At 45.3% G+C, this 15,788-nt stretch carries 18 protein-coding genes; 11 read left to right on the top strand and 7 right to left on the bottom strand.

Annotated features, from left to right (window positions below; genetic code table 11):
* The first annotated feature begins 12 nt into the window (after positions 1-12).
* On the top strand, positions 13-525 hold the full coding sequence (locus F6J94_RS16755) for a Ycf51 family protein (protein WP_293042322.1): 513 nt from the start codon (positions 13-15) through the stop codon (positions 523-525).
* 5 nt (positions 526-530) lie between these two features.
* Complete coding sequence (locus tag F6J94_RS16760; protein WP_293042327.1) at positions 531-653, top strand: hypothetical protein; 123 nt, start codon at positions 531-533, stop codon at positions 651-653.
* Here F6J94_RS16760 and fetB read toward each other — a convergent pair.
* Positions 625-1,404: an iron export ABC transporter permease subunit FetB gene (fetB, locus tag F6J94_RS16765; protein ID WP_293042330.1), complete on the bottom strand. Its 780-nt coding sequence runs from the start codon at positions 1,402-1,404 to the stop codon at positions 625-627. The genes F6J94_RS16760 and fetB overlap by 29 nt on opposite strands.
* Positions 1,405-1,600: 196 nt before the next feature.
* Here fetB and F6J94_RS16770 point away from each other — a divergent pair, with 196 nt between their 5' ends.
* Together F6J94_RS16770 and F6J94_RS16775 are read left to right on the top strand one after the other, a co-directional pair.
* Positions 1,601-1,795 (top strand): hypothetical protein, encoded by a 195-nt coding sequence (locus F6J94_RS16770; RefSeq protein WP_293017417.1) that lies wholly within the window; start codon positions 1,601-1,603, stop codon positions 1,793-1,795.
* A 75-nt stretch (positions 1,796-1,870) separates the two neighbouring features.
* Positions 1,871-2,998, top strand: coding sequence for a DegT/DnrJ/EryC1/StrS aminotransferase family protein (locus F6J94_RS16775; RefSeq protein WP_075902750.1), 1,128 nt, complete (start codon positions 1,871-1,873; stop codon positions 2,996-2,998).
* Here F6J94_RS16775 and F6J94_RS16780 read toward each other — a convergent pair.
* Entirely contained in the window at positions 2,990-3,196 is a 207-nt protein-coding gene (locus F6J94_RS16780) for a hypothetical protein (protein ID WP_293042333.1), read from the bottom strand. The genes F6J94_RS16775 and F6J94_RS16780 overlap by 9 nt on opposite strands.
* 6 nt (positions 3,197-3,202) lie before the next feature.
* Here F6J94_RS16780 and F6J94_RS16785 point away from each other — a divergent pair, with 6 nt between their 5' ends.
* Positions 3,203-3,334 (top strand): hypothetical protein, encoded by a 132-nt coding sequence (locus tag F6J94_RS16785; protein ID WP_293042335.1) that lies wholly within the window; start codon positions 3,203-3,205, stop codon positions 3,332-3,334.
* An 82-nt stretch (positions 3,335-3,416) separates the two neighbouring features.
* Here F6J94_RS16785 and F6J94_RS16790 read toward each other — a convergent pair whose 3' ends face one another.
* The gene (locus tag F6J94_RS16790) at positions 3,417-4,172 is read right to left on the bottom strand and encodes a DUF561 domain-containing protein (RefSeq protein ID WP_293042337.1); all 756 of its coding nucleotides are present in this window, start codon (positions 4,170-4,172) and stop codon (positions 3,417-3,419) included.
* 159 nt (positions 4,173-4,331) lie between these two features.
* Between F6J94_RS16790 and F6J94_RS16795 the strand changes: the two genes are divergently transcribed.
* On the top strand, positions 4,332-5,429 hold the full coding sequence (locus F6J94_RS16795; RefSeq protein WP_293042339.1) for a serine/threonine-protein kinase: 1,098 nt from the start codon (positions 4,332-4,334) through the stop codon (positions 5,427-5,429).
* A 120-nt stretch (positions 5,430-5,549) separates the two neighbouring features.
* Here F6J94_RS16795 and F6J94_RS16800 read toward each other — a convergent pair whose 3' ends face one another.
* The gene (locus F6J94_RS16800; protein ID WP_293042342.1) at positions 5,550-8,726 is read right to left on the bottom strand and encodes a phosphoenolpyruvate carboxylase; all 3,177 of its coding nucleotides are present in this window, start codon (positions 8,724-8,726) and stop codon (positions 5,550-5,552) included.
* 233 nt (positions 8,727-8,959) lie between these two features.
* Here F6J94_RS16800 and F6J94_RS16805 point away from each other — a divergent pair, with 233 nt between their 5' ends.
* The 3 genes from F6J94_RS16805 to F6J94_RS16815 all read left to right on the top strand — a co-directional run bounded on the left by F6J94_RS16805 (position 8,960) and on the right by F6J94_RS16815 (position 10,798).
* Positions 8,960-9,745, top strand: a complete 786-nt coding sequence (locus tag F6J94_RS16805; RefSeq protein WP_293042345.1) for a 4'-phosphopantetheinyl transferase superfamily protein — start codon at positions 8,960-8,962, stop codon at positions 9,743-9,745.
* 183 nt (positions 9,746-9,928) lie between these two features.
* Positions 9,929-10,063 carry a hypothetical protein gene (locus tag F6J94_RS16810; protein WP_293042348.1) on the top strand — a complete coding sequence of 45 codons (135 nt, stop codon included), beginning with the start codon at positions 9,929-9,931 and terminating at the stop codon, positions 10,061-10,063.
* A 183-nt stretch (positions 10,064-10,246) separates the two neighbouring features.
* Entirely contained in the window at positions 10,247-10,798 is a 552-nt protein-coding gene (locus F6J94_RS16815) for a response regulator (protein ID WP_293042351.1), read from the top strand.
* A gap of 80 nt (positions 10,799-10,878) precedes the next feature.
* Here F6J94_RS16815 and recR read toward each other — a convergent pair whose 3' ends face one another.
* Together recR and F6J94_RS16825 are read right to left on the bottom strand one after the other, a co-directional pair.
* Positions 10,879-11,475 (bottom strand): recombination mediator RecR, encoded by a 597-nt coding sequence (gene recR / locus F6J94_RS16820; RefSeq protein WP_293017409.1) that lies wholly within the window; start codon positions 11,473-11,475, stop codon positions 10,879-10,881.
* Positions 11,475-11,606 carry a hypothetical protein gene (locus F6J94_RS16825; RefSeq protein ID WP_293042355.1) on the bottom strand — a complete coding sequence of 44 codons (132 nt, stop codon included), beginning with the start codon at positions 11,604-11,606 and terminating at the stop codon, positions 11,475-11,477. The genes recR and F6J94_RS16825 overlap by 1 nt, the downstream gene beginning before the upstream one ends.
* A gap of 119 nt (positions 11,607-11,725) precedes the next feature.
* On the opposite strand from F6J94_RS16825, the gene F6J94_RS16830 reads away from it, so the two are divergent.
* Together F6J94_RS16830 and F6J94_RS16835 are read left to right on the top strand one after the other, a co-directional pair.
* A complete protein-coding gene (locus tag F6J94_RS16830; RefSeq protein WP_293042358.1) occupies positions 11,726-14,665 on the top strand; it encodes a UvrD-helicase domain-containing protein in 2,940 nt (979 codons plus the stop codon).
* A gap of 46 nt (positions 14,666-14,711) precedes the next feature.
* Positions 14,712-15,512 (top strand): hypothetical protein, encoded by an 801-nt coding sequence (locus F6J94_RS16835; RefSeq protein WP_293042361.1) that lies wholly within the window; start codon positions 14,712-14,714, stop codon positions 15,510-15,512.
* Between the two features lie 84 nt (positions 15,513-15,596).
* Here the strand turns inward: F6J94_RS16835 and F6J94_RS16840 are convergent.
* The coding region (locus F6J94_RS16840) for a toprim domain-containing protein (RefSeq protein WP_293042366.1) at positions 15,597-15,788 on the bottom strand (192 nt) is incomplete at its 5' end.

Here is a 15,788-nt window from a genome sequence, read left to right on the forward strand (position 1 = left end):
TTATAAACTACTATGCCAACAACAGCTGATTTTCTGATCTACACTCAATGGGCAGGTATTCTGACTTTAGCCTGTGGCTTGATTGCTATACTCGGTTTTATCTTCAAATGGGGTCTGCGGTTTCGTCTGGTAGGAGTCACTGGGTTTATGCTAGTGCTAACCGCTAGCTTGTTCTCCTTATCATTAGTACCCTTTACCCGTACTACCATTCCAGGGGCAATCCGATATACTGTAGTCTACGATAATGGTGGCAACCAAACAGTTATTGCTTTGTCCCCTACTGCGACAGAGTCGGAAGTAGAAGCAACACTGCGCCAAGCTGCTAGTAATTTTTATTCCTATGGACGCCTCGGTGGCGCAAATAACCAGTTAACGATTCGAGCCCGGACGATTATCCATCCCGAAGCTGGTGTATCCAAGCCGGTATTGTTGGGTCAGGTTATGCGATCGCTTTCTCAGCGTGATGATCCAGATATGGTGATTGAAGTCTATTCCGAAGAATTTGCTCAATTGCCTCAAGAGTGATGAGTATGAGGTACACTCAATTCTCTTGCCCCTACTCCCTACTCCCTACTCCCTACTCCCTAAAACATGGGACTGTGTACCTCACCCAATGGATAAATGCTATATCGTTAACTGCTCAGACTGATTAAAAAATTGCCGTGTCAAGCCATAAGTTATCAATAAGGTTGCGATCAAGTTAGTAAATGCGAGCATAAACATAATTAATATCTGATAGGAAGCAGCATTCAAGGGATCAATACCACTTAACAATTGACCTGTGATGATTCCCGGTAAGGTGACCAGTCCCACTACCATCATGGAGTTAAGAGTAGGAATCAACCCAGCCCGAATCGCATCCTTACGGTAACCGGCTACTGCTTGTTGTCCCGTTGCACCTAAACTTAAATGGGTTTCGATTTCCAGAGTGCTGTTGCTAATGGTGCTAACTAGGCGTTCCCCTGCGATCGCAGCCCCATTCATGGCATTGCCCAGCACAATACCTCCTAAGGGAATCAGGTACTGGGGTGCATACCAAGGTTCTGGTTGAATCATCAATAGATTTGTATAGACTAAGGTCAATGCTGTACTAAAGAACAGGGAACTGAATACTATTGGTAAAAGTCTCGGGATCTTATGGTTACTAATCCGATTGCGGGCAGTAATCGTACCAATAGTCAGCATTACCATTAAGATAGCTAAAACAGGGATCGGGTGATCTAAGGCAAAAATCACAGCCAGTACATATCCCACAACAATGAGTTGCACGATAGTTCGGCCAGTTGCGATCGCTAGTTGAACTTCCAAACCCAGCCTTTGCCAGCTGGATAAACCAATTGCGATCGCCATCATGCCCAATCCCCACGCTAAATCGCTAATATCGAGTTCAATCAAAGAATCCACCAGCCACCACAGCTAACTTGTTTTAATCTATTGTGTCAGATCCTCTGTTAATTGTGATGGCAGTTGGAGGTTAACCGGTTGAAGGTTAACCGGTTGAATGTTAACAGGTTGAAGGTTAACCGGTTGAAGGTTAATAGGTTGAAGGTTAACAGGTTGAATGTTAACCGGTTGAATGTTAACCGGTTGAAGACTAGTTTTGAACCATCAACCATCCCAGCATCCCAGCTTCAAACCATTCAACCCTTCAACCATTCAACCCTTCAACCATTCAACCCTTCAACCATTCAACCCTTCAACCATTCAACCCTTCAACCTTCAACCAGATAACCTTCAACCTTGGCCAAAGGCCACGCTACGCGAACAAACCTTCAAGGCCAGGAGTGAAAAGTAAGCTGCAGGTAAAATTTGAACCCTTTTTGCAAAAAATTCTGTTTTAATTGAAAACAACTTAAGGTGTGAGGAACAAGTGAATACTATACCCCCTCTTGACTTAAAACGGCAGTACCAAGTTATTGGAGAACAAGTCAGTGCTGCTGTCGGTGACGTTCTTTCCTCTGGACGTTATATTGGTGGTCCAGTTGTAGAACACTTTGAGCAACAGTTTGCGGCTTACACCGGTACCCTGGAATGCATTGCATGTAACTCTGGTACAGACGCTCTCTATCTCGCCCTGCGAGCTTTAGATATCGGACCTGGTGATGAGGTAATTACCACACCCTTCACCTTTATCGCTACCGCTGAAGTAATTGCTGAAGTTGGTGCTACCCCAGTCTTTGTCGATATCAATGCCGAAACCTTTAATATCGATGTCAATCAGATTGAGAAAGCGATTACCCATAATACTAGAGCAATCATACCAGTTCACCTGTTCGGACAGCCAGTGGATATGACTGCTGTGATGGATATCGCCAAGACTCATTGTCTTGCAGTCATTGAAGACTGCGCCCAAGGGACTGGTGCTGAATGGGTAGGAAAAAAGGTTGGCAGTATTGGACATATTGGTTGCTTTAGCTTCTATCCCAGCAAGAATCTGGGAACCTGTGGCGATGGTGGTGCGGTAACTACTAATGACAAAACTGTTGCGGCCTCAATACGGATGCTAAGAGACCACGGCAGATGCTCGGGCTATTACCATCAAGTCAATGGTATCAACAGTCGTTTAGATGCCCTACAAGCCGCTATTCTTAACGTAAAGCTACCCTATCTCGATGGCTGGAACAATGCCCGTCGTCAGGTAGCAACCCGGTATCACCAGTTATTGGAGCCATTACCTGAGATCATCCGGCCTCGGGAAACCCCTGGGGGACATTCCGTCTGGAACCAGTACACCATTCGCCTCACTCAAGATAGCAGCAATAGCAACTATCGGGACGAGGTACGCCAAAAATTAAAGCAGGCAGGTATTAGTTCTATGGTCTATTACCCCCTGCCGTTACACTTGCAGCCAGTCTACAAAGACTTAGGCTATCAAATCGGTCAGTTTCCAGTTGCTGAGCAAGTCTGCCATGAAGTATTGTCCCTGCCAATGTTCCCAGAACTTACCGTTGAGGAACAGCAACAGGTAGTTTATGGATTGAAGGACTGTTTAGTTTGAAGGTTGAAGGTTAACAGGTTGAAGGTTAACAGGTTGAAGGTTAATAGGTTGAAGGTTAACAGGTTGAAGGTTAACAGGTTGGAGGTTAACAGGTTGAAAGTTAACAAGTTGAAGGTTAACAGGTTGAAGGTTAACAGGTTGGAGGTTAACAGGTTGGAGGTTAACAGGTTGAAGGTTAAAGGAGTAGTTTTCAAGCATCCAACCTTGGCCTATTGGCCACGCGATCGCGTTCAACCATCTAACATTCAACCTTGGCCTATTGGCCACGCGATCGCGTTCAACCATCTAACATTCAACCTTGGCCTATTGGCCACGCGATCGCGTTCAACCATCTAACATTCAACCTTGGCCTATTGGCCACGCGATCGCGTTCAACCATCTAACATTCAACCTTGGCCTATTGGCCACGCGATCGCGTTCAACCTTCAACCTTCAACCCTTCACCCTTGACACCTTCGAGGGATTCTACCAAGCTGCGAACCGCTGCTACCATTGCGACTTCGCTATCTAACTGATTGATAGCGGAACCAACGCCAACACCAGCAGCACCAGCGGCAATGGCCATGGGAACGGTCACACTGGATAACCCGGAAGCACACAACACTGGTACTGACACAGCACGAGAAATTTCATAGGCAGCTGCCAAGGTTGGTGCCGCTTTTTCAATTAAACCCAAGGTGCCAGCGGAGCGAGGTTTACTGCTGGTACCCCCTTCAGTTTGAATAATATCGGCACCCGCTTTGACTAATTCTGCCGCTAGTTCTACTTGCTGATCTAACTTTAGAATGTGGGGGACAGTTACTGATAGGGTTATATTGGGGAGTAATTTACGGGTTTCAATGGTCAGTGCCAATACGTCGGAAGCATCAAACCACTTCCCCTGAGCATAAAAGCTATCAAAGTTACCAATTTCAATCAGATCAGCACCAGCTTGGATAGCAATAACAAACTGCTTTGGTTCTACAGCAGAAACACAAATTGGTAAATCCGTTAACCCTCGTGCCAACCTGACTAGATCGGGCGAGGCGGCAATATCGACAAAAGTCGCTCCACCCCGTGAAGCTGCTTTGACTACAGCAGCAACTTTCTCGGGATCAAAAGTATTTAAGCCACTAATTACTTTCAGGCAACGACCTTGGTCCAAGGCTTCGTTTAGTTTGTGATGCATAGTCATATTTTCGGTTTACCCCTGTATTATCAACCAACTTTACCTAATTTTTAATTAACGGTAGGAAATTTTTTTTCTCTCTGAATAATTCTGCCAAACCCGTATATTTACGCCTAAACTAAAAGCATATCGGTGCTGATGGCTACTCCTTCTATATAAAAATAAATGAATTTCCCGCAAGTCAAGCTATCTTCTTTTCACAGTGATGTCTTAAAGAATACCGAGTTAGGTCAACTTTGTGGCAAAAAGCAGCTATTTCGCGCACGCTATGAAGTGTTACGGATGATTGGTCGAGGTGGTTTCGGTGTAACCTTTCTAGCCAAAGATACATCCTTACCGGGTCAGCCGTTTTGTGTCATCAAGCAACTTCGCCCCAAATTCAGTGAGCCAAAAGCATTACATAATGCTCGTCAGCGGTTTGAAAGAGAGGCAAAAATTTTGAACAAACTGGGGACTCACCCCCAGATCCCCATGCTGCTCGATTATTTCGTAGACGATGGAGAATTCTACTTGGTTCAAGAGTACATTCGAGGCATTACCCTAGCTCGGTTGGTGAGGCGTTCTGGTTGCTTATCCCCAGGAGCCGTTAAAGATTTTCTGCGAGACATACTACCGTTATTGCAGTACATCCATGACCATGGGGTAATACATCGTGATATCAAACCTCAGAATATTATTCTTTCTCATGATGGTCAGTTGGTACTAATTGATTTTGGGGCAGTTAAGGAGTTAATTGCCCAAGTATCAGATAGCAGTGTCAGAAACCCAACTACCCATTTCATCGGTACTGTAGGATTTGCACCACCGGAACAGTTTAGCCTACGACCCGTGTATAGCAGTGATATTTATTCCCTAGGGGTTACCTGTATTTACCTACTTACTGGAAAAGCCCCCCTACCATTTCAGAGCGAGCGCCAAACTGGTGAACTGAAGTGGGGCAAAGCATTGGAATTGAGTGATTCCTTTGCTAATATTCTCAACAGAATGCTGGCTATTTCCCTCAAAGAGCGTTATTCAAACGCAAGAGCGATCCTAAGGGCCTTGGATCATAAATTACTTCAAGAGAATCTTGCCGAGTTTCTAGTTATTCAACCTCAAGCTAATCAAAACCAACGACAGCCAAAGCAAAACACCGGGAAAAGTCAGAAGTATACACCTCCTACAGAAAAAACTGCGATCGCGATTCGAGAATGGAAACAAAGGATGCAAGCCAGACACCGCCATAAGGATATACAAAGAGTTGAACACCTATTTAATCATTAGTGCTAAATTTGCCATTACAAGGATTCCGGACAAAAAAAAACTAAACAATGGGGAATTTATTCGCCATTGGTTCGTTTTTCATCCTTCATCCTTCATCCTTCACTTTCCATTCTTTACAGGTCACCCAGTATTACGCATGCCAGCAGCAATACCGTTGATCGTCAATAAGGCTCCTCGTAGTAACTCTCCCTTACTATACCGGGATTGAACCACACCCAATGTTACCTGGTTGCTATGTTGACGTAGGCGTTTGAGCAAAGATACCTGTAAAAATCCTAAGGGGACGATGGTACCATTACGCAACTGTACAGACCGTTGTAAATTTGGGTCGCCATCTAGCAGTGTTTGGTGTCCTGTGATCGTTAGGACTAAATTGCAGGTAAGGTTAAATTCCTTAGCAATTTGCTCAAACAAATGCTCGAAGCGCTCCAGGTCTTCAGGGTTTGAAAGTTCCTTGAGATAGTGGTGAGCAATTTGTAAATCCACCTTCGCTAAGGTCATCTCTACTTTGGAAATAACCATTTTGAAGAAAGGCCATTTTGAATAGAAACAGCGCAATAGGTTGATATTTTCCTCTGGCTGCTGATCGACAAAGCTTTGTAGGGCAGTGCCAACACCGTACCAGCTCGGTAGCAGGAAGCGGCTTTGAGTCCAGCTAAAGACCCAGGGAATTGCCCGCAGACTGCTTAAATCCTTCTTCCCTGATTTACGCCGTGCAGGGCGAGAACTAATTTGCAACTGGCTAATTTCTTGAATCGGTGTGACTTGATGGAAGAAATCTACCAGATCCGGTTGGTCGTGAATCAGGGCTCGGTAATGGGTACGGGAGGTCTGAGCTAACTCCTCCATAATTTCATTCCAGGGCTGGATATCATCAAAGCCATTATTTAGTAAGCTAGCTTGAATCACTGCTGTGGCTATTGTTTCCAGATGATAGAGCGCTAGTCCTGGCAGAGAGTACCTAGAAGCCAGGACTTCCCCCTGTTCGGTAATTTTGATTCGGCCATTGATACTACGACCTGGTTGCGCCAGGATAGCTTCATAAGATGGACCACCACCACGACCGACTGAACCACCACGACCATGGAAGATCCGTAAAACAATACCGTACTCTTGGGCCACGTGCTCTAAGGCTTTCTGAGCTTTGTGGATTTCCCAGTTGCTACTGAGGAAGCCAGAATCTTTATTACTGTCAGAGTAGCCGAGCATTACCTCTTGTAAGTTAGGAGAGGTTAACGCTTGTTCCCGTAGCGTGGCCTTTTGGCCAGGGTTATTTGGTTGTTCGCCTTTAGCGTTCGAGTAGGGTAGGTTTAATGGGCTAACCTGCAACTGTTGATATCCACCAGCCAAACTAGCACGATACAAGGGTAGCTCAAACAGGGATTTCATCACTGCTGGAGCACGCTTAAGGTCTTCCACTGTTTCAAACAGTGGCACCACGCGAATGGTTCCCTGACCAGTGGCCGGGTCATACAAACCAGCTTCCTTCGCCAACAAGAGGACTTCTAACAAATCGCTGGCCGTATGACTCATGCTGATGATGTAGGTTTGGCAGATTTGGGGACCAAACTCTTGTTGCAGTTGCCGCACCATCCGGAAGGTTTCGATAGTCTCGCAGGTTTTTTCCGAAAATGGCAGTTCTGTTGGGATTAATGGACGTCGGGTTCGCAACTCAGCGGTTAACCACAAGCATGCTTCGGATTCCGATAGCAAGTTGTAGGGCTTAGGCAAAACTTGCAGGTACTCAGCAATTTCACTGAGGGCTTCTGAGTGGCGAGAACTTTCCTGGCGAATATCTAGGTGAGCCAGGTAAAAGCCATAAATTTCCACCTGACCGATTAAATTGTCTAACTCACGACAGTTCAACCCGGTTTCCACCAGATTACTCTCAATCAGCTTTAGTTCTGCCAAGAATTCTTCTCCTGAGCGGTAAAAACTCCAGCTTTTACCATTAGCCATCTCATCTGGTACAGGCATACCATTGGCAAGCTGTTGGTTTCGCTCACGGGTGTTTTCCAGTTTTTGCTTAACGTAGGTCAGTTTAAGTCGATAGGGTTCTTGCCGATAGCGAATGGCGAGCTGTTCGTAAACCTCTGGCAATTGAGAGCGGTCTTGTTCTAGAGAGTCCAACAGTTCCGGTAGCACATCACACCAGTGCAACGACAGGCTCAATAATTCGGTCAGATGGCTAACTTCATTTATATATTTCCCCAGCACCAAATTCCTCTGATAGCAGGCAGTTTGCCAGGTAATTTGGGGAGTCACAAAAGGATTACCATCCCGGTCTGACCCTACCCAAGAGCCAAAATGACAGAAGTTCTTAGCGGGTGGGTTCAGCCAGGGGAATGAACCCTTCAACGCTTGCTTGAAACGACTATACAATTGGGGTATTGTATCAAACAGTACTTCGTGGAAGTAGTGAAGAGTGTAATCTACCTCATCAAGTACTCCCGGCTTAAACTGATGTAGCTCATCGGTGCGCCACCAGAGGCGAATTTCTTCCATGAGCTTTTGGCTACATTCAGTCACCTCCCAGGACGAAGTGATTCCTAAGGTACCATAGGTTTGCTCCGCTTGGTCTAATTGTTCCAGAATCTTAGCCATCCGTCGCTGTTTACCCCGAATGGTACGACGAACGATTTCTGTGGGGTGAGCTGTGAAAACCAAGCGAATATCAAGATTGTCAATCAGCCGCTGAATTTGACCTGGTGGCACATTCTGCTTGTGTAAGTGGGGAAATAACCAATCCAGTAGCCCTAATTTTCTTTCGGATCCTTGGTTTTCCTGGTGGCTCTTTTCGATAACATTGGTAACGGCACCCCCTGGTTGAGTAACCTCATTGCCTATTTCCACCTCTTTGTCAACGGTTACAACAGTTGACAAAGACGAATTACCATTTTTTAAAATACCTTGGCCGAAGGGGGTTAACTCAGGTTCAGTGCTTCTTCGGTAAGAGCGGCGTCTTGAGAGTTGTTGATTTCGTTGTTCATAATGTTGTTCGACAATATTGATCAGCTGAAAGTATAGAGCAAAGGCTCGTGATGCCCGGATAGCCTCATTAAGGTCAAGCTGCTTGATTAAATCAGCAACTGAGGATTTAGGATCTTCAGTGGCTTGCCCTTCTGGAGAACACAATTCCCGCAGTTGCTTGAGTAAATCGACCAGTTCCTGACCACATTCAGATAGGAGAACAGATTCCCACAAATCCTCTACAATTTTAAGTCGATGGCGCAGAAACAGGTCAGAAGTAGCTGGGAAGGTTGATTCTTGATTAGATGGAGATGGGATAAAACTCATAGGCTCTATCTATTCCCTATACAAAGCTGATCTATTTTACGGGTTTGAGGTTCTTTGGAGTAACTAAGGAACAAGAATTTAAATTTCTTTGGAAAGCTCATGGCAGCTTAACATCACATTAACTTTAATACTAAGCCAACTTGTTAAGTATCTGTAAAAATCATTAAATTTATGAAATTTGACTATTGGGTATACCTGTGAAACTACTAATGTTTATGAGTTTTTATTGAACCATGACCCCAGTGTGGCTAATTCCCCCAACAGATTTACAACTATTGAACCATGATGTCCATCTCTGGCGTGCGCAGTTGGAGCTGAGTGGAGTATTGATTGAGAAATTGGCAACCACTCTTTCTGAGGACGAGCACCAAAGAGCTGAGCGATTTTACTTTGAGCGGGATAGAAAGCATTTTATAGCAGGTCGGGGTCTTTTGCGCCAAATCTTGGGTCGCTATTTGGGCATGAACCCACGCCAAGTGGAGTTTTGTTATGGAAAGCGGGGCAAGCCAGCACTCAAGGAAACTTGTGGGGGCAGAAGACTCCGTTTTAATGTTTCTCACTCTCATGGACTAATTCTGTATGCTATTACCTGGGATCAGCGCATTGGCGTTGACCTAGAATACCTGCGACCAATGCCAGATGCTGAGCAACTCGCTCAACGTTTCTTTTCCCCCCAAGAGTATGCCGTGATTTGTTCTGTGTCTGAGGAGCAAAAGCACAAGGCATTTTTCCAGGGATGGACCAGTAAGGAAGCCTATCTCAAAGCGATTGGTGAAGGACTAGCTGGCTTGGAACAGGTCGAAGTTTCTGTAAATCCAGCTGAACCGACTGCCTTGCTGAGCATCAACAAAGACCCTCAGGCAGTTTACCGTTGGTCTATCGCTGGTCTAACCCCTGTGCCTGGTTACTTTGCCTCGTTGGTTGTGGAAAGAAAAGATTGGCAGTTAAGTTGTTTTGATTACACCGAGAAATCAGTGTCTGGTTGGGGTGTGGGCGGATCAGGTGTAGGGGGAAATTAGGCCGTAATAGGAACTGGTTAATCGTAACTGAACCAGACCAAGTACTTTGCATCGGAATGCGATTGGCTCTAGGTCACGCGGGGCGCGATCGCATTCGGACGGGCGAGCCTCAACACAGGTTCACCCTGAACGGGTGTGGGGTCTTACCCTAGAATGGCACTAACTATAGCAATCCTAAATCAATTGAGAGAATGTTTGTTCCCTACTCCCTACTCCCTACTCCCTACTCCCTACTCCCTACTCCCTGTTCCCTGTTCCCTTTGCTATAGGGATAGATTGTCATATCTCCCACACCTTTTTATCTGGGTATGGCTATAGATTGATAGGGCTGAGTTATCTTAGTTGGGTAGGTCGTGACTTGTCGATCATCGCTAGGCAAACTGGCACTCCCCTGATCCTAAGTTAGGGTGTCCACATTAGCCTCTGGAGTCGGCGACAGTCGCTTCATTCAACATTTGTTTTTTTAAAATTAACTCAAACTACCTTGGAAAGGAGTCAGTCGTGGCAAGTCATAAAATCCTGGTAATCGATGATAGTACGGTAATCCGCAAGCATGTCAAAGAGATGTTACCTAAGGGGTTTGAAGTCATCGAAGCTAAAGATGGGGTGGAGGGAATTAATTTAATTCGCCAGGCAAAACCTAACTTTATCATGTTAGATTTTATCCTGCCCAAAATGAGTGGATTTGATATTTTTAATGAACTTAAAAGTGATCCTAAATTACAAACAATACCTCTGGTCTTAATGTCAGGCCGAAAGGAAGAAGTAACTGCTAAAATTAAAGAACCTTTTAAGTATTTTGCCTTTATTGAAAAGCCTTTTAATAAAAAGCAGCTGACGGACGCTATCAAAGAATCCATGCAAAAGGCTAAGAAGCGACCAGCAACTCCTGCACCAGCACCAGTTAGTGCAGCTACCGCTGAGTCATCGGTCGAATCAGCTCAGGAAATTGCGCAGTTGAAGGCAAAGGTTGCCAAAATGCAACAGGAAATAGATGCCTTGAAGAAACAGTTAGGTCAGCTGGTGACGTTTATTAAGCAAAAGTTGAAGTAGTTTATGGAAGGATGGAGGATGAAGTATCTTCTCACTTGATAATTCATCCTTCACGAATGCTTAATCCAACTCACGAATGCTTAATCCAACTCACGGCGTCCTTCTAAGGCTCTAGCTAGGGTGACTTCATCTGCATATTCTAGGTCTCCCCCCATGGGTAAACCAAAGGCAATTCGAGTCACTTTGGTAAACGGCCTGATCAGTTGACCTATATATAGTGTGGTTGTCTCCCCTTCTACACTGGGATTGATGGCTAAAATGACTTCTTGAATCGTTTTCTGGCTGACTCGTTGTACAAGTTGCTGGATATGGAGTTGTTCTGGACCAATGCCATCCATAGGGGAGATCACTCCTCCCAGAACGTGGTATTGGCCTCGGTACTCGCGGGTTTTTTCGATGGCAATCACATCCCTTGAGTCGGCAACTACACAGATAGTCTTCTGGTCCCGGTTGGAATTGCGGCAAATTTGGCAGACCGGTTCAGCAGACAAGTGAAAGCATACTCTACAAAAACCAACTTGTTGTTTGGCTTCCACCAACGCTTGCGCTAGGGCTTTGACTTCCGGTGTTGGACGCTTGAGGATATGAAGGGCTAGTCGTTGGGCAGTCTTTGGACCAACTCCAGGCAGGCGTTGTAGCTCTTCAATTAAGCGAGCGAGGGGGCGTGTGTAAACCATCAGTCAAGAATCGGGAATCGGGAGTAGGGAGTAGGGAGTAGGGAGTAGGGAGTAGGGAGTAGGGAGTAGGGAGTAGGGAGTAGGGAGTAGGGAGTAGGGAGTAGGGAGTAGGGAAAGTGTTTATGGACCATTGAGCGCTGCTAGATCATCGGATATTTAGAATCACACTGGAAAAACTAAACATTAGAATAGCCTCAGCTATAAGATAAATAGATCTAGCTAGATCTGCGATCGCATTTTATCCGCCCCTATGAGTACAACCCCTGATTTCCTGAGCCACCTTAACCCTTCCCAACTTCAAGCCGTTGAACATTTCTGCGGTCCCTTGTTAGTCGTTGCTGGTGCCGGGTCTGGCAAAACCCGAGCCTTGACCTATCGTATTGCTAATCTGATTCTCAAACACAAGGTCTCACCAGAAAATATCTTGGCGGTGACGTTCACTAACAAAGCCGCACGGGAAATGAAAGGGCGGATTGAGCAAATATTTGCTCAGCAGCTGGCGGAACAGAAGTATGGTCAACGGTTGGAGCTTCTGCCAGAAGACCAACAAACCCAGTTGCGATCGCGTGTTTACAGAACAATCACCAAACCGTTGTGGATTGGCACCTTCCACAGTCTGTTTGCTCGGATTCTCCGCTTCGATATCAATAAATATCAAGATGATCAGGGACGGAAGTGGAATCGGAACTTTTCCATCTTTGACGAATCCGATGCCCAGACCCTGGTTAAAACCATTGTCACTCAAACCTTAAATCTTGATGACCACAAATTTAACCCCCGTTCTGTGCGCTATGCCATCAGCAATGCCAAAAATCGTGGTTTTTCTCCCCAGCAGTTTGAGCTAGAACAGTCGAATTTCCGGGGACGAGTGATTGCTGATGTCTATAGTCACTACCAAGAGCAATTAGCTGCTAACAATGCTTTGGACTTTGATGACCTCATCTTAGTGCCAATGAGGCTATTCCAACAGAATGAGTCGGTCTTAAGCTACTGGCATCAGCAATTTTATCACATTTTAGTGGATGAGTATCAAGATACCAATCGCATTCAGTATGAACTGATTCGCTTATTGACTACCAATGGCGAAACTCGAAAGAGTCAGTGGGATTGGCAGAATCGCTCAGTTTTTGTAGTAGGGGATGCAGACCAGTGTCAGCCACCAGGTACTCAAGTACTCACTACTGAAGGATATGTTCCCATCGAAGCACTAGACCCAAATCAACATCGGTTAGTCAGCTATAACCCTCATTCTTCCGCAGTAGTTGGCAGAGTCGAAGGTTATCGTTTCAACAAAGCCAGTCGTCCTTTTAGTGGCCATCTGATTGAGGTAACTGTTGATAGCCAAACTACTCGCTCCACACCAAACCATCGATGGCCAATCCGGTGGAATCAGCAAGCTAAGAAAAAGACTCATGTTGTCTACCTAATCCGCCGAGGTCAGTGGTACCGAGTCGGATGGTGCAAGCTATTTAAAAGCGATGGTGGATTTCAGTTAGGCTATCGAGCCAGGGTTGAGAAAGCAGATGCCGCTTGGATTCTCGTGGTAACCGACAATCGGACAGAAGCTTCCTTCAAAGTGTCTTATATTGCCGCACGCTATGGTATTCCCACTGCCCCGTTTGAACCAATTAATGGTGCCACTGAGTACACTCGTCAGATGCTGGAGCAGTTATTTAATGCACTGGGTGATGTGTTACCAGAACGGGGAATTTCCTGTCTTCAAGACTTTGGACTCGACCCAAACTACCCGATTTACAGCCCTGACATTGCCTATCAAGGCGGACGGGGTAAAAGTACTATCGAGCTAGCAGCGATTAATTTATTACCAGAACTGATGGATATAGCCGTCTATCAGGGTGGCAAAACAGTGGTTTGGAAACCAATTAGGATTCAGCGTCAGGAATACAGTGGCTTGGTGTATAGCCTAGAGGTAGAGAAGCACCATGTCTACTTTAGCGATGGATTGCTTACTCATAACTCTATCTACAGTTTCCGAATGGCAGACTTCACCATCCTTCTGGGTTTTCAGCAAGACTTTGGTGATGGTTTACCAGACCAAGATACTCGCACTATGGTCAAGCTAGAAGAAAACTATCGCTCTAGGGAAAATATTCTTCAAGCTGCTAACCACCTGATCGAAAATAATACCCAGCGGATTGATAAAGTTCTGCGAGCAACACGGGGTATCGGGGAAAAAATCTATTGTTTTGCCGCTGATGACGAATTGGAAGAAGCTCAGTTTGTAGTCAGTCAAATTATCCAACTAAAACGACAAAATCCAGAACTGGATGGCGGCAGTTTTGCTATTCTTTATCGTACTAATGCTCAATCCCGTGCCTTTGAAGACGTTTTGATCAGAGCGGATATTCTCTATACTGTAGTTGGTGGGTTAAAGTTCTATGACCGTAAAGAAATTAAAGATGCTCTGGCTTACCTCAGAGCGATCGCAAACCCATCCGACACTGTTAGTCTATTGCGCATTATCAATACTCCTCGACGAGGTATTGGACAAACTACCATTAACAATCTGGTCACAGCTGCCCAAGAATTAGGAGTTCCATTGTGGGAAATTCTCAGTGATGAAACCTCAGTTCATACATTTGCGGGAAGGTCAGCTAAAGCGGTCAAGAAATTTTCTCAGCTTATGTCTCAATGGCAGGAGCAATTGGAAGACCGAACAGCATTGGAGATTCTCAAAGGGATTATGGAAGAGTCTGGTTATATTGGCGATTTAAGAAACAAAGGAACTGAAGAAGCTGAGAATCGATTGGAAAATATTGTAGAATTGTTTAATGCAGTCCAGCAATTTCAAGAAGAAAACGAAGAAACGAGCTTAGAAGGGTTTCTTGCTAATGCAACTCTTGCCTCTGACATGGATAACCTCGAAGAGGGGAAAAAAGCAGTTTCTTTAATGACCCTTCACTCTGCTAAAGGGCTAGAATTTCCCATTGTCTTTCTAGTCGGCCTAGAGCAAGGACTGTTTCCTCACAGTCGTAGTCTTAGGGATCCTGTCGCGTTGGAGGAAGAACGGCGTCTGTGTTATGTAGGGATTACTCGCGCTCAGGAACAACTGTTTTTGTCCCATGCTCATGAGCGCCGCTTTTATGGGAATCGGGAACCAGCTAACCCTTCTCAGTTTCTTGAAGAGTTACCCTCAGAGTTAATTGAGAGTCAGGTGGGAATATTTTGATAGTCTCCTCGGTACTTGATACTTAATACTTCATCTTGGACAACAGATGCCTTGGCAATTTCCTCAAAGACTAACCCAATCCCTAGGAGCAATCATAATTCTCCTAGGTTGTATATTAGTAGTTGGAAAGCTACAGCAACCCCAACTCAATGCCCTCAAACAAAGCTCCAAAAACACCTCACCTGCAGACCTCCAGCGAGATGTAGAAGCAACACAAGTGTATCTCAATCTCCTTGAGAGACTACCTACATTTGGCTTCGATAATGTATTAGCTGACTGGGTATTTCTGAATTTCCTTCAGTACTTTGGTGATCAAGACGCTCGCCGAATTACTAGCTATCAGCTTAGCCCAGAGTACTTTGACGTTATTATAAACCGAGACCCCAAATTTTTAACCGCCTATTTCTTTCTATCTAGTAGTAGCTCCTTATATGCAGGAATGCCAGAAAAATCTGTCGCCTTAATGGAAAAAGGACTCCAGTCACTATCCCCTAAAGTTCCCCCTAAGTCTTATTATGTGTGGCGTTACAAAGGAATTGATGAATTATTATTTTTGGGTGACGCTAAAGCCGCCCAACAATCCTTTGAAAAATCAGCCGATTGGGCAAGTCAATCCCCTGATGAACAAAGTCAAAACATTGCTGAAATTTCCCGCAACACTGCTGAATTTATAAGGCGCAATCCTACTAGTAAGATAGCTCAAGTAAGTGCTTGGTCAATGGTTTTAAATAACTCCCCTGACCCTCGCACTAGCAAAATCGCCATTAGTAGAATTGAAGCCCTAGGTGGTAAAGTTATCATCACACCAGAAGGAGCAGTTCAAATTAAACTGCCCCAGACAGATTAATAGTGTTTATTGTTTAAGGTTAGAAGGTTTAAGGTTAGAAGGTTAGAAGGTTAGAAGGATACGGTGAATGGCAGGCTTTCTGGATTATCTGTGGGGTTTCTCTAACATATCGGCGTCGAACGCCAGCACCACTCGCTTGGCGAACCGACGCAGCAGACGCACGTGGTCCTCCGTGAGTGCTGTGCCACAGGTGGCGACGGCCCGCGGCACACCGGCCCGGGCGAACCCGATGACGTCGGTGTAGCCCTCACACACGATGACTTCGTCGGCCTCGAC

This window comes from Moorena sp. SIO1F2, from assembly GCF_010672755.1.
Classification (GTDB): Bacteria; Cyanobacteriota; Cyanobacteriia; order Cyanobacteriales; family Coleofasciculaceae; genus Moorena.